We start from the raw sequence: 25,815 nt of genomic DNA, 5'->3' as shown, positions 1-25,815 counted from the left end.
GCGGGTTCACCAGGCCGGAGGGCTGGCGATGGACCGGGCCAGGACGTCGTCCAGGACCGCGGCCGTTTCCGGTATGCCGAGCTGGGAGTTGTCGATGATAGGGAGGCCCGAGCCGTACCAGCCGGCCATGCGGCCGTGGATGCGGGCGACCTCCTCGTCGCCGAGGCGGCGGTTGCCGGACCGCTCCGCGTTGCGTTCCAGGACGACGTCCAGGCCCGGCAGCAGGACGACGGGCAGCAGGCCCGGTCCCACGTGCCGTTTCCAGCCACCGAGGCCGACGACGGGGCGGTCGGGGAAGACGGCGTCGTCGAGGATGCAGGAGATGCCGTTGGCGAGGAAGTTGCGCGCGGCGAAGCCACAGGTGCGGCGGGCCAGCCGGTACTGCGCCTCCGAGTGGTCGTTCCACCCGGCTTGCGGGTCGGCGAAGCCCGAGCGCACCCACTCCCGTACGTCGTCCAGGCTGATGTGCGCGGTCGGCACCCGGCGGTGGTCCGCCCAGTACTTGGCGACGCTGGTCTTGCCCGCTCCCGCCGGACCTATGAGCAGCACCGCGAGGGTCGTACCGGCCGGGTCGGGGGCCGCGGGGGCCTGCGGGGCGCTGGGCACGGCCACGGGGCCGCCGGGCGGCAGCGGCACATGACCGGTGGTCTCCGGCGGCGGGATCGGGGGGTGCCCGGCCTGCGGAACGCCCGCGGGGTACCCCGGAGCCGGAGGGACCGGAGGTGGTGGGGGCGGTGCAGGTGGTGGAGGCGGTGGGGACACCGGGGCGGGCCCCTGGTGCGCTCCCGGGTGGTGCGCGGCCGGTGACCAGCCGTCGGCCGGTCCGTGCCCCGGTCGGTGGGGCGGCGGCAGCGGAGAACCCACTGCGTGCTGCATCCGGTGCCACTCCGTCTCGGTCTGCTGGGCTCGGTTCACTCGCCACAGGCGACTAGCACTGAAGGCAGGGTGGGTCCCCGCTCTCCCCCCACCCTAGAGCGTCGGGGCGGCTGTTCGAACGGTACGGTCCACTGCCGTTGCCGGGTGAACGGCCGGGGACGTCGCCGAGTGCCCGATCGCCGGACCGTTCGGTCCGGCGATCGGGTCCGGGGCTACTCCCCCACTTCTCCGTAGGCGGCGAGCAGCACCGCCGGGTCCGGGCCCTCCAGCACGGTGGGCCGGGCCAGACCGTCCAGGACGATGAAGCGCAGCAGGTCGCCGCGGGACTTCTTGTCGACCTTCATGGTCTCCAGCAGCTTGGGCCACTGGTCGTAGCGGTAGTGCAGGGGCAGCCCGACCGACTCGAGGACGGCGCGGTGCCGGTCGGCGGTGGCGTCGTCCAGACGGCCGGCGAGCCGGCCGAGCTCGGCGGCGAAGTGCATGCCCACCGACACCGCCGCGCCGTGGCGCCACTTGTAGCGCTCGTTCTTCTCGATGGCGTGGCCGAGGGTGTGTCCGTAGTTGAGGATCTCCCGGCGGCCCGCCTCCTTCAGATCGGAGGAGACGACCTCGGCCTTGACCCGGATCGAGCGCTCGATGAGCTCGGCGGTGTGCGGGCCCGCCGGTGTGCGGGCGGCCCGGGGGTCGGCCTCGATGAGGTCCAGGATCACCGGGTCGGCGATGAAACCGGCCTTGATGACCTCCGCCAGTCCGGAGACGTAGTCGTTGACCTGGAGGGAGTCCAGGGCGGCCAGGTCGCACAGCACGCCGGCGGGCGGGTGGAAGGCGCCCACCAGGTTCTTTCCCTCGGCGGTGTTGATGCCGGTCTTGCCCCCGACGGCCGCGTCCACCATGGCCAGCACCGTGGTCGGGACCGCGATCCAGCGCACCCCGCGCAGCCAGGTCGCGGCCACGAAACCGGCCAGGTCGGTGGTGGCGCCGCCGCCCACGCCGACGATGACGTCGGTGCGGGTGAACCCGGACTGTCCGAGCGCCTTCCAGCAGTACGCGGCGACCTCGGCCGTCTTGGCCTCCTCCGCGTTGGGCACCTGGATGGCGATGGCCTCGTAGCCCTGCTCGGCGAGGTCGGCGCGGAGCACCTCGCCGGTCTCGGCGAGCGCCTCGGGGTGCACGATCGCGACCCGCTTGGCCCTGTCCCCGATCAACCCGCCGAGCTCGCCCAGGAGCTGACGGCCCACCAGGACCTCGTACGGGTCGGTGCCCGCGGTGCCGCCGACGGAGATCCGCGTCACTGCCTCGCTGCTCATGCTTGCTTCATCTCCAGTGCGTCCAGGGCGGAGCGGGTGACTTCTTCGGGCGTGCGGCCGTCGGTGGCCACGACCGCCGTGGCCACCTCCTCGTACAGATGGCGCCGGGCCTCCATCAGCTCGCGCCACTGCTTGCGCGGGTTGACCGCGAGCAGCGGGCGGGCGGCGTTGAGTCCGGTGCGCCTGACCGCCTCCTCGACGTCCATCGAGAGGTACACCACCCGCTCCCCGGCGAGCAGCGCCCGGGTGTCCGCGTCCAGGACGGCGCCGCCGCCCAGGGCCAGGACCCCCTCGTGCCCGGCGAGCGCGGCGCGCACCGCCTGCTTCTCGATCGCGCGGAAGGCGGCCTCGCCCTCGTCCACGAAGATCTCCGCGATGGTGCGGCCCTGCGCGGCGACGATGTCGTCGTCGGTGTCCCGGTAGCCGACGCCGAGGCGCTCGGCCAGCAGCCGCCCGACGGTGGACTTGCCCACGCCCATCGGGCCGACCAGCACGATCCGCCGGGTCACCGCACGGCCAGGTGCTCGAGGTAGGACGCCACGTTGCGATGGGTCTCGGTGACGCTGTCGCCGCCGAACTTCTCCGCGACCGCGTCCGCCAGGACCAGCGCCACCATGGCCTCGGCGACGATGCCGGCCGCCGGCACGGCGCACACGTCGGAGCGCTGGTGGTGGGCGGCGGCCTCCTCGCCGGTGGCCACGTCCACCGTCCTCAGCGCCCGCGGCACGGTCGCGATGGGCTTCATCGCGGCCCGCACCCGCAGCAGCTCACCGGTGGTCAGGCCGCCCTCGGTGCCGCCGGAGCGGCCCGAGGCGCGCTTGATGCCCTCGCCGGTGGGGACGATCTCGTCGTGCGCCCGGGAGCCGGGCACCCGGGCCAGCTCGAAGCCGTCGCCGACCTCGACACCCTTGATCGCCTGGATGCCCATGAGGGCGGCGGCCAGCCGGGCGTCCAGGCGCCGGTCCCAGTGCACGTGCGAGCCCAGTCCCACCGGCACGCCGTAGGCGAGCACCTCGACCACGCCGCCGAGGGTGTCGCCGTCCTTGTGGGCCTGGTCGATCTCGGCGACCATCGCCTGCGAGGCGTCCGCGTCCAGGCAGCGCACCGGGTCCGCGTCCAGCTTCTCCACGTCGGCCGGGGTCGGGTACACCCCGTAGGGCGCCTTGGCGGCGGCCAGCTCCACCACGTGGGAGACGATCTCGATGCCGGCCGTCTCCTTCAGGTAGGAGCGGGCCACCGCGCCCAGCGCCACGCGGGCAGCGGTCTCGCGGGCGGAGGCGCGCTCCAGGATCGGGCGGGCCTCGTCGAAGCCGTACTTCTGCATGCCGGCGAGGTCGGCGTGGCCGGGGCGCGGGCGGGTCAGCGGGGCGTTGCGGGCAAGGCCGGCCAGCACCTCGGGGTCGACCGGGTCGGCCGCCATGACCTGCTCCCACTTGGGCCACTCGGTGTTGCCCACCATGATCGCGACCGGGGACCCGAGGGTGCGGCCGTGCCGGACGCCGCCGAGGAAGGTGACCTCGTCCCGCTCGAACTTCATCCGGGCACCGCGCCCGTAGCCCAGCCGCCGCCTCGCCAGATGGTCCGCCACCATGTCCGTGGTGATCGGGACGCCGGCGGGAAGACCCTCCAGCGTCGCGACGAGTGCGGGGCCGTGGGACTCCCCCGCGGTCAGCCAGCGCAACCTGCTCAACGGTGCTCCTCGGTACTCGCGCCCTGGTACTGCTCTGCGCACGCGCGTCCTCGCGCACGGCTACGGCACGACGGGGTGCGCGGCCCCGGCCCGCCACGTCCGATCCTCCCACGTCCGGGCGGTGCGTCCGGCCGCCGGTCCATCAGACGGACGGGCTGCGGCGGAGCGCGGACACCGAGGAAGCCGGACCCGCCCCCCTGCAGACCGGGACGGGATCCTATCGGGCCGCGAGAGCGCGTTCGCCTGCTTCTCGCATGACGGACGCCGGGGCCGGGGAACGCCCCGTCATCTGCTCGACCTGGAGCACCGCCTGGTGCACCAGCAGGTCCAGCCCGCCGACCACGGCGCCGCCGGACGCCGACCAGCGGGCCGCGAGGGCGGTCGGCCAGGGGTCGTAGAGCACGTCGAAGAGGGCCGCGGGGCGTTCCGGTACGGCGTGGGCGAGGGTGTCGGTGACGCCCGCCGGGGTGGTGGCGATCACCAGCGGGGCGTGCAGGGCCTGCTCGGCGTCGTCCCAGTCGGCGATGCGCACCGCGACGCCGAGCCGCTCGGCCCACTGCCGCATCTCGGCGGCGCGGGCCGCGCTGCGGACGTGGACGGAGACCTCGCCCGTGCAGATCCGCGCCAGCGCGGCCAACGCGGACGAGGCGGTGGCTCCGGCGCCGAGGACGGCCGCGGTGTCCACCTTCTCGATGCCGTGCTCGCGCAGGGCGGCGACCATGCCGGGGATGTCGGTGTTGTCGCCGGTCCGACGGCCGTCCTCGGCGAACACGACGGTGTTGACCGCGTCGACGGACGCGGCGGTCTCGCTGATGCCGTCCAGCAGCGGGATCACGGCCCGCTTCAGCGGCATGGTCAGCGACAGTCCCGCCCATTCGGGTCCGAGCGTCCCGAAGAAGCCCGGCAGGGCCTGCTCGTCGATCTCGAACCGGTCGTACGTCCACTCCCGCAGCCCCAGCTCCGCGTACGCGGCGCGGTGCAGCACCGGGGAGAGGGAGTGGGCGATCGGCGAGCCGAGGACTGCCGCCCGTCGCGCCCCGGCCGCCCTAACTGGCATTGAACTTGTCCTTCAACTTCAGGAAATCGTCGTGCGTCTTGGCGAACTCGGTCTTGCTTATTCCGTCGGTGGCCACGAAGTAGATCCAGCCGTCCCCGGTCGGCTTCAGGGCCGCGGTCAGCGCGTCGTCCCCGGGGTTGCCGATGGGGCCGGGCGGCAGGCCCTTACGGGTGTAGGTGTTGTACGGGTCCTTGTTGCTGTTGATCTCGGACTCGCTGATACGGATGTTGCTCACGCCCTTCAGATAGTTGAAGGTCGAGTCGAACTGGAGCAGTTGGTTGGTCTCGGTGTTGGTGGGCTTGAGGCGGTTGTAGATGACCTCGGACATCTTGCGGAAGTCGTCGTGGGTCTTGCCCTCGGCCTGCACCAGGCTCGCGACCGTGACCAGTTCCCACGGTCCTTCGAGACCGAGGCTCTCGGCCTTCTCCGGGAACTGCAGTGCCTCGTACTTGTCGGTGGCCCGGCCCACCATCTCCTTCAGCACGTCCGCGGGCTTCGCGTCCTTGCCCACTCCGTAGCTGGAGGGGTAGAGGAAACCCTCCAACGGGTCCTTGACGTCCCCGCCGTTCACCGCCCAGTCCGGCAGGCCGAGCTTCTCCCAGTCCTTCTCGGCGATCTTCTCGGTGGTGCCGACGTCGAGCTTGAGGCGTTCGTCGATGAGTTCGTAGATCTTGGCGTTGCGCAAGCCCTCGGCGATGATCAGGTTGTTGCGGCTCTTCGGGCTGAGCATGAGCTCGATGGCGGCGTCGGCCGACATCTCCTTCTCGAGCGTGTAGACGCCGTCCTGAAGGCTCCCGCCCTGCGGGTTGTCGGCCTGTGCCGCGATGAAGGCGTCGACGCTCTTCACCACACCGGCGTCCTTGAGCACCTTCCCGATCTGGTTGCCCAGGGCCCCCTTGGGAATCGTGACGGTGACCTGTTCGCCGTTCCCGTCGCCCGCGAAGTCCGGGGCGCTGCCGAAACGATCCTGGAAGAACTGCCAGCCGAAGTAGCTCACACCGACCAGACCGCCGCCGAGGGCCAGCACCACCACGAGGCAGGCGGTTCCGTTGCGCCGCTTCTTGCCCTTGTCGCCCTTGGCGCCCTTGCTGCCCTTGGCGCTCTTGCCCCGGCGCTCGCCGCGGCCGCGGCGAGCGCCCGGATCGTCGTCGGCGTCGTCGGCGTCGCCGGCGTCATCGGTGTCGTCACCGTCATCGCCGGTGTCCGAGAAGAAGGCGTGTTCGCCCTGGTCGGGACCGGGGTCCCAGTCGGTGTCCGGCTCCGGGTCCGCCTCCCGCTCCGGCCGCCGCTCGGGCTCGGTGGTGCGGTGGGCCGGGGGCTCCGGCGGCGGATAGGCCTCCGGTGTGCCGTAGTGGTCGGACTGCTGGGCGCCGTACGCACCGCCCTGCTGCCCGTACGGGTCCTGAGGCTGCTGGGCGCCGGTGTGCCAGCCGCCGGTGTCGTACGGCTGCTGTCCGGGCTGCTGCATCTGCTGGGGGGCGTACTGCTGGTCGTACTGCTGCTGACCGTACTGCTGCTGGTCGTGCTGCTGCGGGTACTGCTGCTGGCCGTATCCGCCCTGCTCGGCACCGCCCCAGTCGCCGTACTGCTGCTGCGCCTGCTGCTGCGGGTAATGCTGCGCCTGGCCCTCGTAGGGGGACTGTTGACCCGGCTGGGCCTGCTGGGCCTGCTGCCCGGTCCACCCGCCGTCGCCGTAGAGCGGGTCGTCCGGGTGCCACGGTTCGGAGCCTCGGCCCCGGCCATACTCAGTCATCGATCCCCTAGAGCCGCGAGGCGGCGGTCACGCGGCTGTGGGGGCGCCGGGACCCGTCCCGCCTCTCTCCGTGCGGTGGCTGTTCGAACGCCACCGCATCGCGCGGAACGTTACCGTACCGGGATCACCCCGCCACTTCGACGCCCTCACCAGGTGGGTTGCCTGACACCCGTTCGGATTCGAGTGCCTGCTGGAGGATGATCACCGCGGCGGCCTGGTCGATGACGGAGCGTCCCTTCTTGGACTTCACACCCGAGGCGCGCAGCCCCTGGCTCGCCGTCACCGTGGTCATCCGCTCGTCCACGAGCCGCACCGGCACCGGTGCGATCCGGCGGGCCAGCTCCTGGGTGAAGCCGCGGACCTTGGCCGCGGCGGGACCCTCGCTCCCCTTGAGGGAGCGAGGGAGGCCGACCACGACCTCGATCGGCTCGTACTCCTCGACGAGCTGCCCAAGGCGCCGGTGAGCCGCCGGGACGTCCCGGCCGGGGACGGTCTCGACCGGGGTGGCGAGGATCCCGTCGGGGTCGCACGAGGCGACCCCGATACGGGCGTCCCCGACGTCGATCGCGAGCCGGCGCCCCCTGCGCATCGCGGGGCCTTCTCCGCCCGGCACGGGGCCGGCCACGGGCTCGCTCACTTGGCCGTGTCCGCCACGAGCCGCTCGACGGCGTCGACGGCTTCACCGACGGCGGCCGGGTTCTGGCCGCCGCCCTGGGCGACGTCCGGCTTGCCGCCGCCACCGCCGCCGAGGGTCTTGGCGGCCGTGCGGACCAGGTCGCCGGCCTTGAGACCGCGCTCACGGGCGGCCTCGTTGGTGGCGATCACGGTGAGGGGCCTGCCGTTGTTGACCGTGAACAGGGCGACGACGGCGGCCCGACCCCCCTGGATGCGGCCGCGTACGTCCAGCACCAGCTTGCGCAGGTCGTCGGCCCCGGTGCCGTCCGGGACCTGACCGGTCACCAGGGCGACCCCGTGGACGTCCTTGGCGGACTCGGCGAGGCCTCCGGCGGCCTGGAGCACCTTCTCGGCGCGGAACTTCTCGATCTCCTTCTCGGCGTCCTTGAGCTTGCCGAGCATGGCGGAGACCTTCTCCGGGAGCTCCTCCGGACGGCCCTTGATCAGCTCCTGGAGCTGGGCGACGACCGTGTGCTCGCGGGCGAGGAAGTTGTAGGCGTCCACGCCGACCAGGGCCTCGATGCGGCGCACGCCGGAGCCGATGGAGGACTCGCCGAGCAGCTTGACCAGGCCGAGCTGGGCGGTGTTGTGCACGTGGGTGCCGCCGCACAGCTCCTTGGAGAAGTCGCCGATGGTCACCACGCGCACGCGCTCGCCGTACTTCTCGCCGAACTCGGCGATGGCTCCCTGCTTCTTGGCCTCGTCGATCCCCATGACGTCGGCACGCACGTCGAGGTCGCGGGCGAGCACCTCGTTGATCTTCTGCTCGACGTCGGTCATCACGGCCGTCGGAACGGCGGACGGCGAGCCGAAGTCGAAGCGGAAGCGGCCGGGCTGGTTCTCGGAACCCGCCTGGGCGGCCGTCGGGCCGAGGGCGTCGCGCAGGGCCTGGTGGGTGAGGTGGGTGGCGGAGTGGGCGCGGGCGATGGCCTTGCGGCGGCGGTCGTCGATGGAGGCGTGGGCCTTGGCGCCGACGGTCACCTCACCGACCTGGACGACGCCCTTGTGGACGTACACGCCCGGCACCGGCTTCTGGCAGTCGCGGATCTCGATGACCGCACCGGAGTCGGCCCTGATCCGGCCGGTGTCGCCGATCTGGCCGCCGCCCTCGGCGTAGAACGGGGTGCGGTCGAGGACGATCTCCACCTCGTCGCCCTCGGTGGCGGCCGGTGAGGAGACTCCGTCGACCAGGATGCCCACGACGGTGGACTCGCCCTCGGTCTCGGTGTAGCCGGTGAAGTCGGTGGCGCCGGCCCGGTCGGCGATCTCGCGGTAGGCGCCGAGGTCGGCGTGGCCGGTCTTCTTGGCCCGGGCGTCGGCCTTGGCCCGCTCCCGCTGCTCCTTCATCAGCCGCCGGAAGCCGTCCTCGTCCACGGACAGCCCCTGCTCGGCGGCCATCTCCAGGGTGAGGTCGATCGGGAAGCCCCAGGTGTCGTGGAGCAGGAAGGCCTTGTCGCCGGCCAGGACCGTGCCGCCGGACTGCTTGGTCTCGGTGACGGCGGTGTCGAGGATGTTGGTGCCGGCCTTCAGCGTCTTGAGGAAGGCGTTCTCCTCGGCGACGGCGACCTTCTCGATGCGCTCGCGATCGGTGACCAGTTCGGGGTACTGCTGCCCCATCATCTCGATCACGACGTCGACCAGGTCCTTGACGACCGGGCCGGTGGCACCGAGGAGGCGCATGTTGCGGATGGCACGGCGCATGATGCGGCGCAGCACGTAGCCGCGGCCCTCGTTGCCCGGGGTGACGCCGTCGCCGATGAGCATCACGGAGGTGCGCATGTGGTCGGTGACCACGCGCAGCGAGACGTCGGAGGCCTGGGCGTCGCCGTAGGCCACGCCCGTCAGCTCGGTGGCCTTCTTGATGACGGCCATGGAGGTGTCGATCTCGTACAGGTTCTGCACGCCCTGCAGGATCATGGCGAGCCGCTCGAGGCCGAGGCCCGTGTCGATGTTCTTGCTCGGCAGGTCGCCGAGGATCGGGTAGTCCTTGCCCGGACCCTCGCCCCGCTCGTACTGCATGAAGACCAGGTTCCAGATCTCCACGTACCGCTCGTCGTTGACGGCCGGGCCGCCCTCGGCACCGAACTCGGGACCGCGGTCGTAGTTGATCTCGGAGCAGGGACCGCAGGGGCCGGGAACGCCCATGTCCCAGTAGTTGTCCTTCTTCCCCAGGCGCTGGATGCGCTCGGCGGGCACGCCGACGACGTCGCGCCAGATGCGCTCGGCCTCGTCGTCCTCCTCGTAGACGGTGATCCACAGGCGCTCGGGGTCGAGGCCGTAGCCGCCCTTGTCCTGGGGGCTGGTGAGCAGTTCCCAGGCGAGCTCGGCGGCGCCTTCCTTGAAGTAGTCGCCGAAGGAGAAGTTGCCGCACATCTGGAAGAACGTGCCGTGCCGGGTGGTCTTGCCGACCTCTTCGATGTCCGGCGTGCGGACGCACTTCTGCACGCTGGTGGCGCGCGCGAAGGGCGGCTTGACCTCGCCCAGGAAGTAGGGCTTGAAAGGCACCATGCCGGCCGGGACGAGCAGCAGAGTCGGGTCGTCCGCGATGAGCGACGCCGAAGGGACGACGGTGTGCCCGCGCTCCTCGAAGAAGCTCAGCCAGCGGCGGCGGATCTCGGCCGACTCCATCAGTGGTCCTCATTCCGGTTGTACGGGTACGTCAGGTACGTCGAGCCCTCGACGTGCCGGGGATTGCTCTTCGGGCTGTTTCGGTTCTCGATGGCGGCGTAGCGGCGGGCCGCCGGGAGTTCCCGGTCGGCGGGGGCGTCGATGCCGAGGGCGTCGGTCAGTTCGGCCTCGCGCCGGGCCATGTTGTCGCGGACCTCGAACGCGAAGTCCACTGCCCGGTCCCTGAGCCGGCCGCCCGCCTCGAGCGCCTTGTTCGCCGCGGTCACGGCGAGGTTCTCGGGGGTCAGCTGCTTCAGCTTGCGGTTGACCTTGGTGGTGGCCCACACCCCGGCGGCGACGCCGGTGCTGAACCAGAAGGTACGGCGGAACATCGCTGCGTCAGTCCTTCTTTCCCCGGGTGCGCCCCGTCCGCCGCATCCCCGGGACGGCGCGGCCCACGATCACGGTGCGTCCCGGTGTCCTGGCGGACGTGTCCTCCTTGCGGCCGCTGACGGCCCGGCGCACGCCGTAGCCGAAGGCGGCGACCTTGACCAGCGGGCCGCCGAAGGTGGAGGCGACGGTGGTCGACAGCGCGGAGGCGTTGGAGGTGACCTCCTGGACGTCGGAGGCGATCGCGTCGACCCGTTCGATCTGGGTCTGTGCGGAGCGCACCGCCGAGGAGGCGTCCGCCAGCAGCGGGACGGCCTGGTCGGTCACGTCCGCCACGAGCTTGGTGGTCGCCCGGAGCGTCTGGGCCAGCCTCGCCAGTGCGACGGCGAGGAAGGAGACCAGGATCGCCCAGAACACGGCCACCAGGATTCCGGCCACCTCTCCACCGGACACTGTGCGCACCTGCTCCCTGAGAAACGTGCCTGCCACCTCGAAGACCCTCGGAGACTCCTTGAAAGAACCCTGAAGGAACCCTGAGAGCTTCGAGAAACACCGAGAACGTCAAGAAATTCGTGCACCGAGCCTATCGCGCCGACGGCGGGGCTCCGTACCTGATTACCGTCCGGCGGGGTCGGTACGTCGCGGCCGGGGCGCCCATGCAGCAGCCCGCCGCCCCGCCCGCCCTGGAGGGCGGGGGGACGGCGGGCTGGGGTACCGCCTGCCTGCTGGGGTCAGCGGGCGTAGAACTCGACGACGAGCTGCTCGTCGCAGATCACCGGGATCTCCTTGCGGTTCGGCTCACGGTCCAGGCGGAACGCCAGGGCCTTGAGGTTCACCTGGAGGTAGCGCGGGGTCTCGCCCTCGGGGGCGAAGCCACCCTCGCGGGCGATCGTGAAGAGCGTCTTGTCCTTGCTGCGCTCACGGACCTGCACGACGTCGTCCGGGCGCAGGAGGAAGGAGGGCTTGTCGACCTTCTTGCCGTTGACCTGGATGTGGCCGTGGGTGACCATCTGACGGGCCTGGTAGATCGTGCGGGCGATGCCCGAACGCAGGACCAGGGCGTCGAGACGGCGCTCGAGCTCGATGACGAGGGCGTCACCGGTCTTGATCGTCGTCTTGGCGGCACGCTCGTACGCGCGGACGAGCTGGCGCTCGCTGATGTCGTACTGGGCGCGCAGGCGCTGCTTCTCCAGCAGACGGACCTTGTAGTCCGAGTTCTGCTTGCGACCGCGGCCGTGCTCACCCGGCGGGTAGGGGCGGGCCTCGAAGTACTTGACGGCCTTCGGGGTCAGCGCGATACCCAGGGCACGCGACTTCTTGACCTTGGGGCGGGACTGGTTCGCCACTGTTTCTGTCTCTTTTCCAAAGTTTCCGGCTCACCAGGGTTAAGGGAGGTCGCATCCGCAGCCGGGGAAACCCCGCGGGTCCGTGTCGGACCCGCCGGGCAGCCGCTCCCCTGGTCTGGGCACATACGTGCAGCACGCGAGTGGCCCACCGACCGCTCCCGGGATTCCGGACGGTGGCAGGCTGCCCGCGACACCGTTCGACGGTGCGCGACGCTCCTGGAGATCTCTGCCCGGGGGCAGGCCTCCGGCTGGATGTCCCGCTCTGGTGATGCCGGTTTCCCTTGCGGGGCCGGACACGGGACGCAGCTTCGGGGAATTCTACAGGGTGCTCACGGCTGCTTCCGACCGAGGTGCTTCCTGGTCCATTCCACCGCGTCGGCGTACCGCGCCTCGGCTCCGTGCCGGGTGGGCTCGTAGTACGCGCGGTCCTTCAGGGCGTCCGGGGCGTACTGCTGGCGCGCGATGCCCTCGGGCAGGTCGTGCGGGTACACGTACCCCTGTGCGTGGCCCAGTTTGGCCGCGCCCTTGTAGTGCCCGTCGCGCAGGTGCGTCGGCACGGGCCCGGCCAGTCCCTTGCGCACGTCGTCCAGGGCGGCGCCGATCGCGGTGGTGGCCGCGTTGGACTTGGGGGCCAGGGCGAGGGCGATGGTGGCGTGGCTCAGGGTGAGGGCGGCCTCGGGGAAGCCGATCATGGCGACGGCCTGGGCGGCGGCGACCGCGATCGGCAGCGCGTTCGGGTCGGCGAGGCCGATGTCCTCGCTGGCGGAGATCATCAGGCGGCGGGCGATGAAGCGGGGGTCCTCGCCGGCCTCGATCATGCGGGCCAGGTAGTGCAGGGCGGCGTCGACGTCGGAACCGCGGATGGACTTGATCAGGGCGCTGGCGACGTCGTAGTGCTGGTCGCCGGAGCGGTCGTACTTCACGGCGGCCCGGTCGACCGTCTCCTCCAGGGTGGCCAGGGAGATCGCCGTCTCGCCCTTGTCCAGCGCGGCCCCCGCGGCGGCCTCCAGGGCGGTCAGGGCGCGGCGGGCGTCCCCGCCGGCGATGCGCACCAGATGGTCCCCGGTGTCCTCGGGGAGGGTGACGGCGCCCTTCAGGCCCCGTTCGTCGGCGAGCGCGCGGTGCAGCAGGCCGCGGACGTCGTCGTCGGTGAGGGGTTCGAGGGTGAGCAGGAGGGAGCGGGAGAGCAGGGGGGAGATGACCGAGAAGTAGGGGTTCTCGGTGGTCGCGGCGATCAGCGTGACCCAGCGGTTCTCGACCGCGGGGAGCAGGGAGTCCTGCTGGGCCTTGCTGAAACGGTGGATCTCGTCGAGGAAGAGGACGGTCTCCGTGCCGTACCCGCCGGAGGCCCGGCGGGCGCCGTCGATGACCGCGCGGACCTCCTTGACGCCCGCGGTGATCGCCGACAGTTCCACGAAACGCTTGTTGGTGGCCTTGGAGACCACGTAGGCCAGGGTCGTCTTGCCGGTGCCGGGAGGTCCCCACAGGAACACCGAGGACGGGCCCGCGGGGCCCGAGGCGCCCTCGCCGACCAGTCGGCGCAGGGGCGAGCCCGGCTTCAGCAGATGCTGCTGGCCCGCCACCTCGTCGAGGGTGCGCGGACGCATCCGCACGGCGAGGGGGCTGCCGGTCGGGTCCTTCTGCTGGCGTTCTTCTGCTGCGGCGGTGAACAGGTCGGGCTCCACGTCGGCAACCCTAAAGGACCGCGCCGACGACGCGGCGGGCCCGTCAGCCGGTCCAGAAATCCCACCAGCGGGTCAGGATCAGCATGCCGATGACGCCGATGTGCAGCACCGGCATGACCCAGGTGAACTCGCCGAAGAAGCTCTTCAGCCAGCCGGGGGCGGGCAGGAAGCCCTTGCGGACGTTGAACGACGTCACGTACCAGAACATGATGATCGTGGCGACCCAGGCCAGGCAGCACCACAGGCACAGGGCGTTGATCCGGTACAGGGACTGGTACATCAGCCAGGCGCAGAAGCCGGCGCCGAACAGGGTGCCCGCGTTGAGGGTGAGCCAGTACCAGCGGGGGAAGCGTGCCCCGGCGAGCAGGCTCATGCCGACGCAGACGACGATACCGTAGGTGACCAGGCCCAGCATCGGGTTGGGGAACCCGAAGACGGACGCCTGGTCGCTCTCCATGATGCTGCCGCAGGAGACCACCGGGTTGAGACTGCATCCGGGGACGAACGTCTCGCCCTTGGCCTTGGCCTCGAGCAGCTTGAACTTGTCCAGCGTGATGATCCACGCGGCGAACAGACCGGCCGCGCCGGTGATGACCAGGAGCAGGGCGAGCGCACGGCCGGCGCCCTCGCGGGGCGGTCCGCCGGCGGGTCCCGGCGAAGGCTCGGGCACGGTGGACACGTCCTTCACAGTCGTCTTGCTCATCACACCGATTCCGTCACGGGGAAATGTGGACCTGCTTCGGGCAGGGCCATTGTGCCGCACTTACCTGTGAACCCACCGCCCACCAGTCACAAGAACACACGAGCCATCCCCATGGGTGCCCGGTTTCGGCCACCGTCTGTGCCATGCCCGCACATACGCCCCATCCTGGTTCCCCGTGCGAGCGAACCTGTGCGGCTCCGCGTTGACGCCGAAGGCGCCGGGTGCCGCAAGGGCACACCGGCGCCTCCGTGGCGCGTGGTCCGCGCGTGGCCGCGTACGGGGGTCAGCCGAGCCGTGCCTCCAGCTCGGCCACGATCTCGTTCACGCCGACCGCGCTCTGCTCGCCGGACTCCATGTCCTTGAGCTGGACGACGCCCTCGGCCAGGTCGCGCTCGCCGAGCACCAGGGCGTAGCGCGCGCCCGAGCGGTGGGCCGCCTTCATCGCCGCCTTCAGACCCTTGCCGCCGTAGGAGAAGTCGGCGGCGACGCCGTTCTTGCGCAGTTCGGTGACCTTGGCGAACAGCACCCGGCGGGCCTCCTCGCCGAGCGGGACGGCGAACACGCTGGTGGTGGCGGGGAGTTCGAGTTCGACGCCCTCCGCCTCCAGGGCCAGCACGGTGCGGTCGACACCGAGCGCCCAGCCGACGGACGGCAGCGCGGGGCCGCCGATCATCTCGGAGAGACCGTCGTAGCGGCCCCCGCCGCCCACCGCGGACTGGGAGCCCAGACCGTCGTGGACGAACTCGAAGGTGGTGCGCGTGTAGTAGTCCAGGCCGCGTACCAGCCTCGGGTCGTCCTCGAACGCGACGCCCGCGGCCGTGATCAGCTCGCGGACCTCCTCGTGGTACGTCTTGCAGGCGTCGCACAGGTAGTCGCGCAGCAGGGGGGCGCCGGTCAGCTGCTTCTGGACCGACTCGCGCTTGTCGTCCAGGACGCGCAGCGGGTTGATCTCCGCGCGGCGCAGGGTGTCCTCGTCCAGGTCCAGGCCGCGCAGGAAGTCCTGCAGCGCGGACCGGTAGACGGGGCGGCACTCCTTGTCCCCCAGGGAGTTCAGCAGGATGCGGAAGTCGCTGAGCCCCAGGGAGCGGTACGCCTGGTCCGCAAGGATGATCAGTTCGGCGTCCAGCGCCGGGTCCTCGGCGCCGATCGCCTCCGCGCCCACCTGGGAGAAGTGGCGGTACCGGCCCTTCTGGGGGCGCTCGTAGCGGTAGTACGAGCCGGAGTACCAGAGCTTGACCGGGAGGTTGCCGGCCTTGTGCAGGTTGGCCTCCAGGGCCGCACGCAGCACGGAGGCCGTGCCCTCGGGCCGCAGGGCGAGGCGGTCGCCGCCCTTGGTCTCGAAGGCGTACATCTCCTTGGTGACGATGTCGGTGGACTCGCCGACACCGCGCGCGAACAGCTCGACGTTCTCGAAGCCGGGCGTCTCGATGTAGCCGTACCCGGAGTCGCGCAGCGGGGCGGCGATGGCCTCACGGACGGCGAGGTACTTGGCGCTGTCCGGCGGGATCAGGTCGTAGGTGCCCTTGGGGGCCTTGAAGGTGCTCACGGAAGGTCTTGTCACATTCCTCGTCGGGGAGCGTCCACATCCGCTCCCTGGCCGGCCGCCACCTGCCGCAGATACGGGTTGGTGGCGCGCTCCTGGCCGATGGTCGTCTGGGGTCCGTGTCCGGACAGCACCACGGTCGAGTCGTCGAGCGGCAGGCACACGCGCGCCAGCGAGTCGAGCAGGTCGGCCATGTCACCGCCGGGCAGGTCGGTGCGTCCGATGGAGCCGGCGAACAGCAGGTCGCCCGAGAAGAAGACCGGCGGGATGTCCGCCGTCTCGGGCAGACCGAAGGTCACCGACCCCTTGGTATGCCCCGGGGCGTGCGCGACCGTCAGCTCCAGCCCGGCCAGTTCGAGTCTGGCGCCGTCGGACAGCTCCTTGACGTCGTCCGGCTCCCCCACGGTCAGCTCGCCCATCAGCGGCATCCCGATGGAGCGGCCCAGGGCCTTCTCGGGGTCGCTCATCATGTACCGGTCGTCGGGGTGGATCCAGGCCGGTACGTCGTGCGCCCCGCACACGGGGACGACGGAGGCCACGTGGTCGATGTGGCCGTGGGTGAGGACGACGGCGACGGGCTTGAGCCGATGCTTGCGGACCGCCTCCTCCACTCCCGGGGCGGCCTGATGGCCGGGGTCGATGATCACGCACTCCTCACCGGCGGCGGGGGCGACGAGATAACAGTTCGTCCCCCAGGCCCCGGCGGGGAACCCGGCAATGAGCACGATCGTCCTTCGTTGTGTCGAGGGTCGTGTCGACGGTTGTGTCGATACGGGAGGCTTGCGACGGGCTCGCGCCCGTCGTCAGAGCCTACCGGCGCTGCCGATTCCACAGCGAACCCATATACGGTACGGGGCACACGCAGACGGTCGGTCCGCCGCAGGCACGCGTACCGGTCGGCACACGAGACGCATGAGGAGTAAACCCGGTGGTCAGCCAGGAACAGCGGCGGCGTCAGCTCGCGCGGGAGAAGTTCTTGCGGCAGCAGCAGCGGCGCACCCAGGCACGACGCAAGGCGCGGATCCGCAACTCGGTGATCGCTTCCGCGCTCGGCGTGGTCCTGATCGGCAGCCTCGCGCTGTACACGACCGGGGCGTTCGAATCGGACGGGGACAAGGCGAACGCGAGCGCGGAGGTCACACCGAGCGCCGAGGCGACCAGCAAGGCGCCCGACCCGTGTGAGAAGCCGGCCGAGGGCGAGGTCGCGTCGAAGACCTGGAAGAAGGAGCCGGCGATCTCCATCGACAAGTCGGCGAAGTACACGATGACGCTCGAGACGACCTGCGGGACGATCGACATGGCGCTCAAGGCGTCGGCGGCCCCGCACACCGTCAACTCGTTCCACTTCCTCGCCGACAAGGGCTACTTCGACCACAGCAAGTGCCACCGGCTCACCACCAACGGCATCTACGTGCTGCAGTGCGGTGACCCGACGGGCACCGGCACCGGCGGTCCCGGCTACACGATCCCGGACGAGAACCTGAAGGACGAGAGCCTGAAGGACAACACGTACCCGGCGGGCACCGTCGCGATGGCGAACACCGGGCAGAAGGACAGCGGCGGCAGCCAGTTCTTCCTGGTGTACGAGGACAGCCCGCTCCCGCCGAGCTACACGCCGTTCGGCACCGTCTCGGAGGCCGGCATGAAGGTCCTGAAGAAGATCGCCGGCGCCGGTGACAGCACCGGAGCGGGTGACGGCGCGCCCAACGCGACGGTCGTGATCGACAAGGCGACCGTCACGGAATCCTGACCGCCCAACTGCGGAATTTCGGTCGCGCGGGATGCGGACAGGTGTCCCGTCGGTCGCCTATGTTGGCCGTGACGAAAACTGTGGACGATGCCCGGGGGCAGCAGAGCCCCCCGCAGGCATCATGTGGAGGAGGCGCTGTGAGCAGCGACCCGTGGGGCCGCGTCGACGAGACGGGCACCGTGTACGTGCGTACGGCCGACGGAGAGCAGGTCGTCGGTTCCTGGCAGGCGGGCTCCCCCGAGGAGGCACTGGCCTACTTCGAGCGCAAGTACGAGGGCCTGGTTGTCGAGATCGGCCTCCTCGAGAAGCGAGTGAAGACCACCGACCTGTCCTCGAAGGACGCCATGACGGCGGTCGAGCACCTGCGGGAGCAGGTCGACGCCCATCACGCGGTCGGTGATCTGGCCGCCCTCCGCGTGCGTCTGGACAAGCTCGTGGAGCTGGTGGACAAGCGGCGCGAGGAGCGCAGGGCGCAGCGGGCGAAGCAGTCCGACGAGGCCCGTCAGGCCAAGGAGGCGCTGGTCGCCGAGGCGGAGGAGCTGGCGGGCTCGGACCAGTGGCGGGCGGCCGGTGAGCGGCTGCGGGCGCTGGTGGACACCTGGAAGGGGCTGCCCCGGCTGGACCGCAAGTCCGACGACGAGCTGTGGCACCGCTTCTCGCACGCCCGGTCGGCGTTCTCCAAGCGGCGCAAGCAGCACTTCGCGCACCTGGACGCACAGCGCGAGGAGGCCCGCAAGACCAAGGAGCGCCTGGTCGCCGAGGCGGAGGCGCTGTCGAACTCCACGGACTGGGGTGCGACGGCGGCACGCTACCGGGACCTGATGGCGGAGTGGAAGGCCGCGGGCCGCGCCCAGCGCGAGCACGAGGAGGACCTGTGGAACCGCTTCCGCGGCGCCCAGGACGTCTTCTTCGCCGCCCGCGGCTCGGTCTTCGCCGAGCGTGACGCGGAGCAGGCGGAGAACCTCAAGCTCAAGGAGGAGCTGGCCGGGGAGGCCGAGAAGCTCCTGCCGATCACGGACCTGAAGGCCGCCCGGGCCGCTTTCCGTGCGCTCAATGAGCGCTGGGAGGCCATCGGCCACGTGCCGCGGGACGCCCGGCCGAAGGTCGAGGGCCGGATGCAGTCCGTGGAGCGGGCCATGCAGGAGGCCGAGGAGGCCGAGTGGCGCCGGACCAACCCGGAGGCACGCGCGCGTGCCGAGGGTCTGACCGGTCAGCTCCAGGCCGCCGTGGACAAGCTCAGGGGCCAGGTCGAGCAGGCGCGGGCCCAGGGCAACGAGGCCAGGGCCCAGAAGCTCGAGCGGGAGCTGGAGGGCCGCCAGGCGCTGCTGGACCAGGCGCTGAAGGGACTGCAGGAGTTCGGCGGCTGACGACGGCCCGACGGTCGCCGCGCGCCGAGAGGGGCTCCCGTACCGGGTGTACGGGAGCCCCTTCTGCGTGTCCTTCGCGCTTCGCGCCCCGGGCCCTGCCCGGCGGGTCTACCGGTTGCGGGCCGAGGTCACCCGGTACACGTCGTAGACGCCCTCCACGCCCCGTACCGCCTTCAGGACGTGCCCGAGGTGCTTCGGGTCGCCCATCTCGAAGGTGAAGCGGGAGGTGGCGACCCTGTCGCGGGAGGTCTGGACGGCCGCGGAGAGGATGTTGACGTGCTGGTCGGACAGCACGCGTGTGACGTCCGACAGCAGCCTGGAGCGGTCCAGCGCCTCGACCTGGATGGCGACCAGGAAGACCGAGGACTGGGTGGGCGCCCACTCCACCTCGAGGATGCGTTCGGGCTCCCGGGACAGCGAGTCGACGTTCACGCAGTCGCTGCGGTGGACCGAGACACCGCTGCCGCGGGTCACGAAACCGATGATCGGGTCACCGGGGACCGGCGTGCAGCAGCGGGCCAGCTTGACCCAGACGTCGTCGACGCCCTTGACGACGACGCCGGGATCGGCGCTGGCGCGGCGCTTGCGACCGCGGCCGCGGACCGGCGGCACCGACTCGTCGATCTCCTCGGTGGCCGCCTCCTCCCCGCCGAGGGCCTGCACCAGCTTCTGGACGATGTTCTGCGCGGCGACATGTCCCTCGCCGATCGCCGCGTAGAGCGCGGAGATGTCCGAGTAGCGCATCTCGTGCGCCAGCGTCACCAGCGAGTCGCCGGTGAGGATGCGCTGGATCGGCAGGTTCTGCTTGCGCATCGCGCGGACGATGGAGTCCTTGCCCTGCTCGATGGCCTCGTCGCGGCGCTCCTTGGAGAACCAGGCCCGGATCTTGTTGCGGGCGCGCGGCGACTTCACGAAGCCGAGCCAGTCCCGGGAGGGGCCCGCGCCGGCCGCCTTGGAGGTGAAGACCTCCACCAGGTCGCCGTTGTCCAGGGTCGACTCGAGCGGTACCAGACGGCCGTTGACCCGCGCCCCGATGGTGCGGTGGCCGACCTCGGTGTGGACCGCGTAGGCGAAGTCCACCGGGGTGGCGCCCGCGGGGAGCGCTATGACGTCGCCCTTGGGCGTGAAGACGAAGACCTCGTTGCGGGACAGGTCGAAGCGCAGCGACTCCAGGAACTCCCCGGGGTCCTCGGTCTCCTTCTGCCAGTCGAGGAGCTGCCGCAGCCACGCCATGTCGTTGACGGCGGCGGAGTCCTTGCCGGCCTTGCCCCCTGCCTTGGGCACGTCCGTGCGGACCTTGGAGGCGCCGGCGACGGCCTCCTGCTTGTACTTCCAGTGCGCGGCGATGCCGTACTCGGCACGGCGGTGCATGTCGAAGGTGCGGATCTGGAGCTCGACGGGCTTGCCGCCGGGACCGATGACCGTCGTGTGCAGCGACTGGTACATGTTGAACTTGGGCATCGCGATGTAGTCCTTGAACCGGCCGGGGACCGGGTTCCATCGCGCGTGCACCGTGCCGAGGGCCGCGTAGCAGTCGCGGACGGTGTCCACCAGGACACGGATGCCCACCAGGTCGTAGATCTCCGCGAAGTCCCGGCCGCGGACGATCATCTTCTGGTAGACGCTGTAGTAGTGCTTGGGGCGGCCGGTGACGGTGGCCTTGATGCGCGCGGCCCGCAGGTCCTGCTGCACCTCGTCGGTGACGACGGCGAGGTACTCGTCGCGCTTGGGGGCGCGCTCGGCGACCAGCCGGACGATCTCGTCGTACATCTTGGGGTAGAGGATCGCGAAGGCGAGGTCCTCCAGCTCCCACTTGATGGTGTTCATGCCCAGCCGGTGGGCGAGCGGCGCGTAGATCTCCAGGGTCTCGCGCGCCTTCTTCTCCTGCTTCTCGCGCTTGAGGTAGCGCATGGTGCGCATGTTGTGCAGGCGGTCGGCGAGCTTGATGACCAGGACGCGGGGGTCCTTGGCCATGGCGACGACCATCTTGCGCACGGTCTCGGCCTGCGCGGCCTCGCCGAACTTGACCTTGTCCAGCTTGGTGACGCCGTCGACCAGCAGGGCGACGGTGTCGCCGAAGTCGCGGCGGAGCTGCTCCAGGCCGTACTCGGTGTCCTCCACCGTGTCGTGCAGCAGGCCGGCCATCAGGGTGGCCGGGTCCATGCCCAGTTCGGCGAGGATCGTGGTCACGGCGAGCGGATGCGTGATGTACGGGTCGCCGCTCTTGCGCTTCTGGCCGCGGTGCCAGCGCTCGGCGACCTGGTAGGCGCTCTCGATCTGGCGGAGCGTGGAGTTCTCGATCTTGGGATCGTTGCTGCGCACTATCCGCAGCAGCGGTTCCAGCACCGGGTTGTACGGGTTGGCACGCTGCACGCCGAGTCGGGCCAGCCGGGCGCGGACGCGGTTGGAGGAGCCGGCCCGGGCGGGCTGTCCGGTGTTCGGGCGGACCATGGGTGCGGACCGCCCGGACGACGATGCTCCGCCCGCTCGAGCGGAGTCGAGAGGAGGGGCGGGCTTGGAACGCGGCTGCTCGGGCTTGTCCGCGGCGGCGGCCTGGGCGTGCTGGACCGGCCCGCGCGTGTCGTTCTTCGCGTAGGGCGTGCTGGGCACAGGCTTGGCCGCGGCAGCCGAGTCGGACTCGGGCTTGTCTGCCGTCAGGTGCTGGGCCTCGTCTGGCAAGAGGACTCCTCGTGCGCTTTCCGGGTCCCCCGGCAGGCTCCGGAGCCCCCATGGTAGCCACCCCCGGCCGGTGGCTGTCCTGTGGACCGGTGTGAGGACCGTACATCCGTGGAACGTGCGGGGCGGGCGCCGGATTCCCCCGGTGCCCGCCCCGCACGGTGTTCACCGCACCGCACGCACGTCCCGCGTCGCCGCTCAGAGCCTGAGCAGTGCCTCCAACGGGGCACCGGCCAGGACCGACTCCACTCTGGCCCGGCCGCCGAGGAAGCCGAGTTCCATCAGCACGGCGAGGCCCACGACCTCGGCGCCGGCCCTGCGGATGAGCTGCACCGACGCCTCGGCGGTGCCGCCGGTGGCGAGCACGTCGTCGATCACCAGGACGCGGTCGGCGGCGGTCAGGTCCTCGGCGTGCACCTCGATCTCGGCGGAGCCGTACTCCAGGTCGTACGCCTGGCTGAGGGTGGCTCCGGGGAGCTTGCCCGCCTTGCGCACGGGGATGAACCCGAGGCCGGCCTGGACGGCGACCGGGGCGCCGAGGATGAAGCCCCGGGCCTCCAGGCCGACGATCTTGGTGGCCCCGGTGGCTCCGGCGATCCCGGCGAGGGCGTCGCTGAGCACGGCGAACGCCCTGGGGTCGGCCAGGAGCGGGGTGATGTCCTTGAACATCACCCCCGGCTCCGGGTGGTCCTCGACGTCCCGGATACGGCTCAGCAGCAGTGCGGCAGCGGCGGCGGTTGTTTCGGTCATCTGTGTTTTCCTGAGGGTCGGCCGCGCCCGCGGTTGCGGGACGCGGGTTGATGGCGTGGCCCCACGGCGGCGGGGGCCGCGGGAACAGCCCCCGCCTGCCCGTCGTCGGGCACTCGGATCTCGGACGGCTCGCCCGTGTCCGTGTCCTGGGCCCGCTTGGCCAGGACACGCTTCCTCAGCGTCCGCATCGACGGCTCGCGCTCCTTGAGGTCGGCGACGAGCGGCGTGGCGATGAAGATCGAGGAGTACGCCCCGGCGGCGAGACCGACGAACAGCGACAGCGAGATGTCGTTCAGCATGCCGGCGCCGAGGACTCCGCCGCCGATGAACAGCAGGGCGCCCACCGGCAGCAGCGCGACCACCGTGGTGTTGACGGAGCGGACCAGCGTGCTGTTGATGGAGCGGTTGGCGATCTCGCTGTAGGTCCAGCGGGTCTGCTGGGTGATGTCGCGGGTCTGTTCCTTGAGGCTGTCGAACACCACGACCGTGTCGTAGAGAGAGTAGCCGAGGATGGTCAGCAGACCGATCACCGTACCCGGGGTGACCTCGAAGCCCACGAGGGCGTAGATGCCGACGGTGATGGTGATGTCGTGGATCAGCGCGATGAACGCGGCGACCGCCATGCGCCACTCGAAGGCGACGGCCAGGTAGATCACGACCAGGAACAGGAAGATGCCGAGGCCCAGCCAGGCCTTGGCGGCGATCTGCTCGCCCCAGCTGGGACCGACCAGGTCCGCGTTGATCTGCTCGGGGTCGACCTTCAGGTCCTGGGAGAGCTCCCTCTTGATCTTGTCCGAGGCGCCGGTGTCGATGGCCGTGATCTGGATGCGCAGACTGCCGTCACCGAGCTTCTGGACGATGACGTCGTGGCCGGATGCCTCTTCCGCGTAGGTCTCGGCCTGGGCGACCGAGGCGCTCATGTTCTTCGGGGTGGTGAAGACCGCACCGCCCTGGAACTCGATGCCCATGTGGAGGCCGCGCACTGCCAGGCCGACGACGGCCAGGACGGTGATCAGGAGGGAGATGCCGTACCAGATCTTGCGGCTCTTGATGAAGTCGTAGCCGACCTCACCGTGGTGCAGTCGGGCGCCGAGACCACCGAGCTTCGACATCTCTCACGCCTCCTTCGGGTGGGAGGGGGCGGAGTGGTGACGGGTGCGGCGCAGCGGCGGCTTCGCTCCCAGGGCCTTCGGATCGAGACCGGACCACTTGTGACCACTCGCGAAGAACTTCCGGCGGGCCATCAGCGTCAGCAGCGGCTTGGTGAACAGGAACACCACCACGACGTCGAGCACCGTGGTCAGGCCGAGCGTGAACGCGAAGCCCTGGACCTTGCCGACGGTGACGGCGAAGAGCACCGCGGCGGCGAGGAACGAGACGAAGTCGGAGACCAGGATGGTGCGCCGGGCGCGCGGCCAGGCCCGCTCCACCGCGGGGCGCAGGGTGTGGCCCTCGCGGATCTCGTCCCGCACGCGTTCGAAGTAGACGATGAACGAGTCCGCCGTGATGCCGATCGCGACGATGGCACCGCAGACGGCCGGCAGGTTCAGCGCGAAGCCGATGGTCGGGCCGAGCAGGGCCATGAGCACGTAGGTGAGGGACGCGGACACCAGCAGCGAGGCGACGGCGATGAAGGACAGAGCCCGGTAGTAGACCAGCAGGTACAGGGCGACCAGGGCGAGGCCGATCGCACCGGCGATGAGACCGGCGCGCAGCTGGTCACCGCCGAGCGCGGCGGTGACGGTGGTGACGCTGTCCTCGCGGAACGTCAGCGGCAGCGCACCGTAGGACAGCATGTTGGCGAGTTCCTCGGCCGACTTCTGCGTGAAGTTGCCGGAGATCTCCGCGTTGCCGCCGGTGAGGGCCTGCCTGACGTAGGGGGCGGAGACGACCTCGCCGTCCAGGACGATGGCGAACTGGTTCTGCGGGGACGGGTTCTGGGCCAGCTTGCCGGTGATGTCGGCGAACTTGCTGCTGCCCTTGTCCGTGAAGCCCATGGTGACGATCCAGCCGGCGCCGGACTGCGTGTCGAGGACGGCCTTGGCCTGGTCGACGTCCGTGCCGTCGACGGCGGCGGGGCCGAGGAGGTACTTCTGCCACTGCCCCTGGGAGTTCTGGCCGCAGGCCACGGTCGAGTCGGTGGACTTGGCGCTGTCTCCGGCGGTGGCGCGGGCGCTCGCCCTGGTGCAGTCGAGCGCGGCGTACTGGGCCTGGATCCTGCTGTCCGTCCCGCCCGGGGAGGGGGTGGCCCCGTCCTCGGCCGGGCCGCTGGGGGTCGCCGACGGCGTGGCGTCGGCCTTCAGGGCGTCGGTGACCGCGCGGCCCCGGGTGGTGGGGTTCGCCGAAGGGCTGGTGGAGGCGGACGGGGACCCCTCGTCGGTGGTCCTGTCCGTGGCCTTCTCGCTCGCCCGGTCGGTGGCCTTGCCCGCTCCGGCGCCCCGGCTCGAGGCGTCATCCGTGGTGCTGGGCGTGGGGGCGACCCCGCCGGTGGCGGGCTCGGTCGCGAGGACCGGCCGGAAGTAGAGCTTGGCGGTGGTGCCGACCTGCTTCCGGGCCTGCTCGGAGTTGGTGCCCTTGGGGATGTTGACGATGATGTTGCGGTCGCCCTGTGTCTGGACCTCTGCCTCGGAGACGCCGAGGCCGTTGACGCGGCGTTCCATGATGGAGACCGCGGTCGCCATGTCGGCCGGGTTGACCGCGGATTCCTGGCCGGCCTCGGGGACCGCCGCCAGCGTGATGCTGGTGCCGCCGGCCAGATCGATGCCCAGACGCGGGGTTTTGTGCCCGGAGGCGATCATGCCCCCGGTGAGCGCCACGAGGGCGATCAGGATCAGGGTGAGCGAGCGCCACGGCTTGCTTGTGGCGCTCGCCTTGTTTCCCTTTTTGAGTGCAGCCACCTTCGTACTCCCTCTCGGGCCGCCTCGGGCCCGGTCGACGGGCAGGCGGCCATGACTGGTCCTGGGAGTCCGTGCGAAGGGGGGTAAGTCCCGGGATGCGCGGGCGGGCCCGCGCATCCCGTGGCTCGACTACTTCGTCCCGGAACCGCCCTCGGACTTCTTCGGCTGCTCGTCCGCCTTCGCCTTGTCGGCGGCATCGGCGTCGGCCGGTGCGTCGGCCGTGTCAGCCGTCTCCTTCTCGTCCTTCTTACCGAAATCGACCGGCGTGTCCTCGGAGGCGGCGGCGCCCGGGGAGTCGTCGGTCTCGGTGAGGGAGGAGGCGTCGTCGGGGACGATGTCGGTGTCGGACTTCAGGTCGTGCTCGACGCCGTGGACGATCTGGTTGTACTCGTCGTCACTCAGGACGGCACCGATGGCGTTCTTCGCGAACAGCAGTTCCACGCCGGGGCCGGCGTCGAGGAGGACCGTGTCCTCACTGACCTCCTTGACCGTGGCGTACATGCCCCCGATCGTGCGGACACCGGAACCCGGCTGCATCTGGTTCCGCATATCGATGGCCTGCTGCTGCTTCTTCTTGGCCGACCGGGTCATCAGGAACATGGCCCCGATGAGCACAATGAACGGGAGGAGGGTCAGGAGACTCACGGGTCGGACTTCCTTCACATGACCGCGATGGTGAACGGCCTGTTGGTTGGGGGTGTGTGATGCCGCCTACAAGGGTGGCACCGGCGGAGTCTAGGCGA

22 protein-coding genes are annotated in these 25,815 nt (G+C 70.7%); 2 read left to right on the top strand and 20 right to left on the bottom strand.

Annotated elements, in window-relative coordinates; genetic code table 11:
- Positions 1-6: 6 nt before the first annotated feature.
- The 15 genes from ACWEQO_RS15705 to ACWEQO_RS15635 form a co-directional block, all read right to left on the bottom strand.
- Entirely contained in the window at positions 7-876 is an 870-nt protein-coding gene (locus tag ACWEQO_RS15705) for a Pro-rich N-terminal domain-containing protein (protein ID WP_452983202.1), read from the bottom strand.
- 212 nt (positions 877-1,088) lie between these two features.
- A complete protein-coding gene (aroB, locus tag ACWEQO_RS15700; protein WP_361461911.1) occupies positions 1,089-2,183 on the bottom strand; it encodes a 3-dehydroquinate synthase in 1,095 nt (364 codons plus the stop codon).
- Positions 2,180-2,662 carry a shikimate kinase gene (locus ACWEQO_RS15695; RefSeq protein WP_452983343.1) on the bottom strand — a complete coding sequence of 161 codons (483 nt, stop codon included), beginning with the start codon at positions 2,660-2,662 and terminating at the stop codon, positions 2,180-2,182. The genes aroB and ACWEQO_RS15695 overlap by 4 nt, the downstream gene beginning before the upstream one ends.
- Before the next feature lie 26 nt (positions 2,663-2,688).
- Positions 2,689-3,873: a chorismate synthase gene (aroC, locus tag ACWEQO_RS15690; protein ID WP_361461910.1), complete on the bottom strand. Its 1,185-nt coding sequence runs from the start codon at positions 3,871-3,873 to the stop codon at positions 2,689-2,691.
- Between the two features lie 217 nt (positions 3,874-4,090).
- Entirely contained in the window at positions 4,091-4,930 is an 840-nt protein-coding gene (locus tag ACWEQO_RS15685; protein ID WP_361461908.1) for a shikimate dehydrogenase, read from the bottom strand.
- Complete coding sequence (mltG, locus tag ACWEQO_RS15680; RefSeq protein ID WP_361461906.1) at positions 4,920-6,683, bottom strand: endolytic transglycosylase MltG; 1,764 nt, start codon at positions 6,681-6,683, stop codon at positions 4,920-4,922. Before mltG ends, ACWEQO_RS15685 begins: the two co-directional genes overlap by 11 nt.
- 124 nt (positions 6,684-6,807) lie before the next feature.
- Positions 6,808-7,272 (bottom strand): Holliday junction resolvase RuvX, encoded by a 465-nt coding sequence (gene ruvX, locus ACWEQO_RS15675; RefSeq protein ID WP_361461924.1) that lies wholly within the window; start codon positions 7,270-7,272, stop codon positions 6,808-6,810.
- A gap of 44 nt (positions 7,273-7,316) precedes the next feature.
- Entirely contained in the window at positions 7,317-9,986 is a 2,670-nt protein-coding gene (gene alaS / locus ACWEQO_RS15670; RefSeq protein ID WP_361461904.1) for an alanine--tRNA ligase, read from the bottom strand.
- Positions 9,986-10,357 (bottom strand): hypothetical protein, encoded by a 372-nt coding sequence (locus tag ACWEQO_RS15665; RefSeq protein WP_361461901.1) that lies wholly within the window; start codon positions 10,355-10,357, stop codon positions 9,986-9,988. Before ACWEQO_RS15665 ends, alaS begins: the two co-directional genes overlap by 1 nt.
- A 7-nt stretch (positions 10,358-10,364) precedes the next feature.
- Positions 10,365-10,808, bottom strand: coding sequence for a DUF948 domain-containing protein (locus tag ACWEQO_RS15660; RefSeq protein WP_361461899.1), 444 nt, complete (start codon positions 10,806-10,808; stop codon positions 10,365-10,367).
- Positions 10,809-11,086: 278 nt separating this feature from the next.
- Positions 11,087-11,701: a 30S ribosomal protein S4 gene (rpsD, locus tag ACWEQO_RS15655; protein ID WP_361461892.1), complete on the bottom strand. Its 615-nt coding sequence runs from the start codon at positions 11,699-11,701 to the stop codon at positions 11,087-11,089.
- A 329-nt stretch (positions 11,702-12,030) separates the two neighbouring features.
- The gene (locus ACWEQO_RS15650) at positions 12,031-13,386 is read right to left on the bottom strand and encodes a replication-associated recombination protein A (RefSeq protein ID WP_452983194.1); all 1,356 of its coding nucleotides are present in this window, start codon (positions 13,384-13,386) and stop codon (positions 12,031-12,033) included.
- 43 nt (positions 13,387-13,429) lie between these two features.
- A complete protein-coding gene (locus ACWEQO_RS15645; RefSeq protein WP_452983191.1) occupies positions 13,430-14,089 on the bottom strand; it encodes a vitamin K epoxide reductase family protein in 660 nt (219 codons plus the stop codon).
- Between the two features lie 283 nt (positions 14,090-14,372).
- Positions 14,373-15,635 (bottom strand): histidine--tRNA ligase, encoded by a 1,263-nt coding sequence (gene hisS, locus ACWEQO_RS15640; protein ID WP_361461883.1) that lies wholly within the window; start codon positions 15,633-15,635, stop codon positions 14,373-14,375.
- Between the two features lie 11 nt (positions 15,636-15,646).
- Positions 15,647-16,357 (bottom strand): MBL fold metallo-hydrolase, encoded by a 711-nt coding sequence (locus ACWEQO_RS15635; RefSeq protein ID WP_361461881.1) that lies wholly within the window; start codon positions 16,355-16,357, stop codon positions 15,647-15,649.
- 203 nt (positions 16,358-16,560) lie between these two features.
- Between ACWEQO_RS15635 and ACWEQO_RS15630 the strand changes: the two genes are divergently transcribed.
- Both ACWEQO_RS15630 and ACWEQO_RS15625 read left to right on the top strand, forming a co-directional pair.
- A complete protein-coding gene (locus ACWEQO_RS15630) occupies positions 16,561-17,382 on the top strand; it encodes a peptidylprolyl isomerase (RefSeq protein WP_361461879.1) in 822 nt (273 codons plus the stop codon).
- 137 nt (positions 17,383-17,519) lie between these two features.
- The gene (locus tag ACWEQO_RS15625) at positions 17,520-18,749 is read left to right on the top strand and encodes a DUF349 domain-containing protein (protein ID WP_361461876.1); all 1,230 of its coding nucleotides are present in this window, start codon (positions 17,520-17,522) and stop codon (positions 18,747-18,749) included.
- Between the two features lie 108 nt (positions 18,750-18,857).
- Here the strand turns inward: ACWEQO_RS15625 and ACWEQO_RS15620 are convergent, their stop codons facing one another.
- From ACWEQO_RS15620 to yajC, 5 genes are all read right to left on the bottom strand, one after another.
- Positions 18,858-21,428 carry a RelA/SpoT family protein gene (locus ACWEQO_RS15620; protein ID WP_361461874.1) on the bottom strand — a complete coding sequence of 857 codons (2,571 nt, stop codon included), beginning with the start codon at positions 21,426-21,428 and terminating at the stop codon, positions 18,858-18,860.
- 195 nt (positions 21,429-21,623) lie between these two features.
- The gene (locus ACWEQO_RS15615; protein ID WP_361461872.1) at positions 21,624-22,175 is read right to left on the bottom strand and encodes an adenine phosphoribosyltransferase; all 552 of its coding nucleotides are present in this window, start codon (positions 22,173-22,175) and stop codon (positions 21,624-21,626) included.
- Positions 22,172-23,287, bottom strand: a complete 1,116-nt coding sequence (gene secF / locus ACWEQO_RS15610; protein WP_361461869.1) for a protein translocase subunit SecF — start codon at positions 23,285-23,287, stop codon at positions 22,172-22,174. The genes ACWEQO_RS15615 and secF overlap by 4 nt, the downstream gene beginning before the upstream one ends.
- 3 nt (positions 23,288-23,290) lie before the next feature.
- On the bottom strand, positions 23,291-25,072 hold the full coding sequence (gene secD, locus ACWEQO_RS15605) for a protein translocase subunit SecD (RefSeq protein ID WP_452983184.1): 1,782 nt from the start codon (positions 25,070-25,072) through the stop codon (positions 23,291-23,293).
- Between the two features lie 129 nt (positions 25,073-25,201).
- Positions 25,202-25,717 carry a preprotein translocase subunit YajC gene (gene yajC, locus ACWEQO_RS15600; protein WP_361461864.1) on the bottom strand — a complete coding sequence of 172 codons (516 nt, stop codon included), beginning with the start codon at positions 25,715-25,717 and terminating at the stop codon, positions 25,202-25,204.
- Between the last annotated feature and the right edge of the window lie 98 nt (positions 25,718-25,815).

It is taken from the genome of Streptomyces sp. NPDC004051, assembly GCF_053604275.1.
The sequence above is the reverse complement of the archived record's forward strand: the minus strand, read 5'-3'. Positions and strand labels throughout refer to the sequence as shown.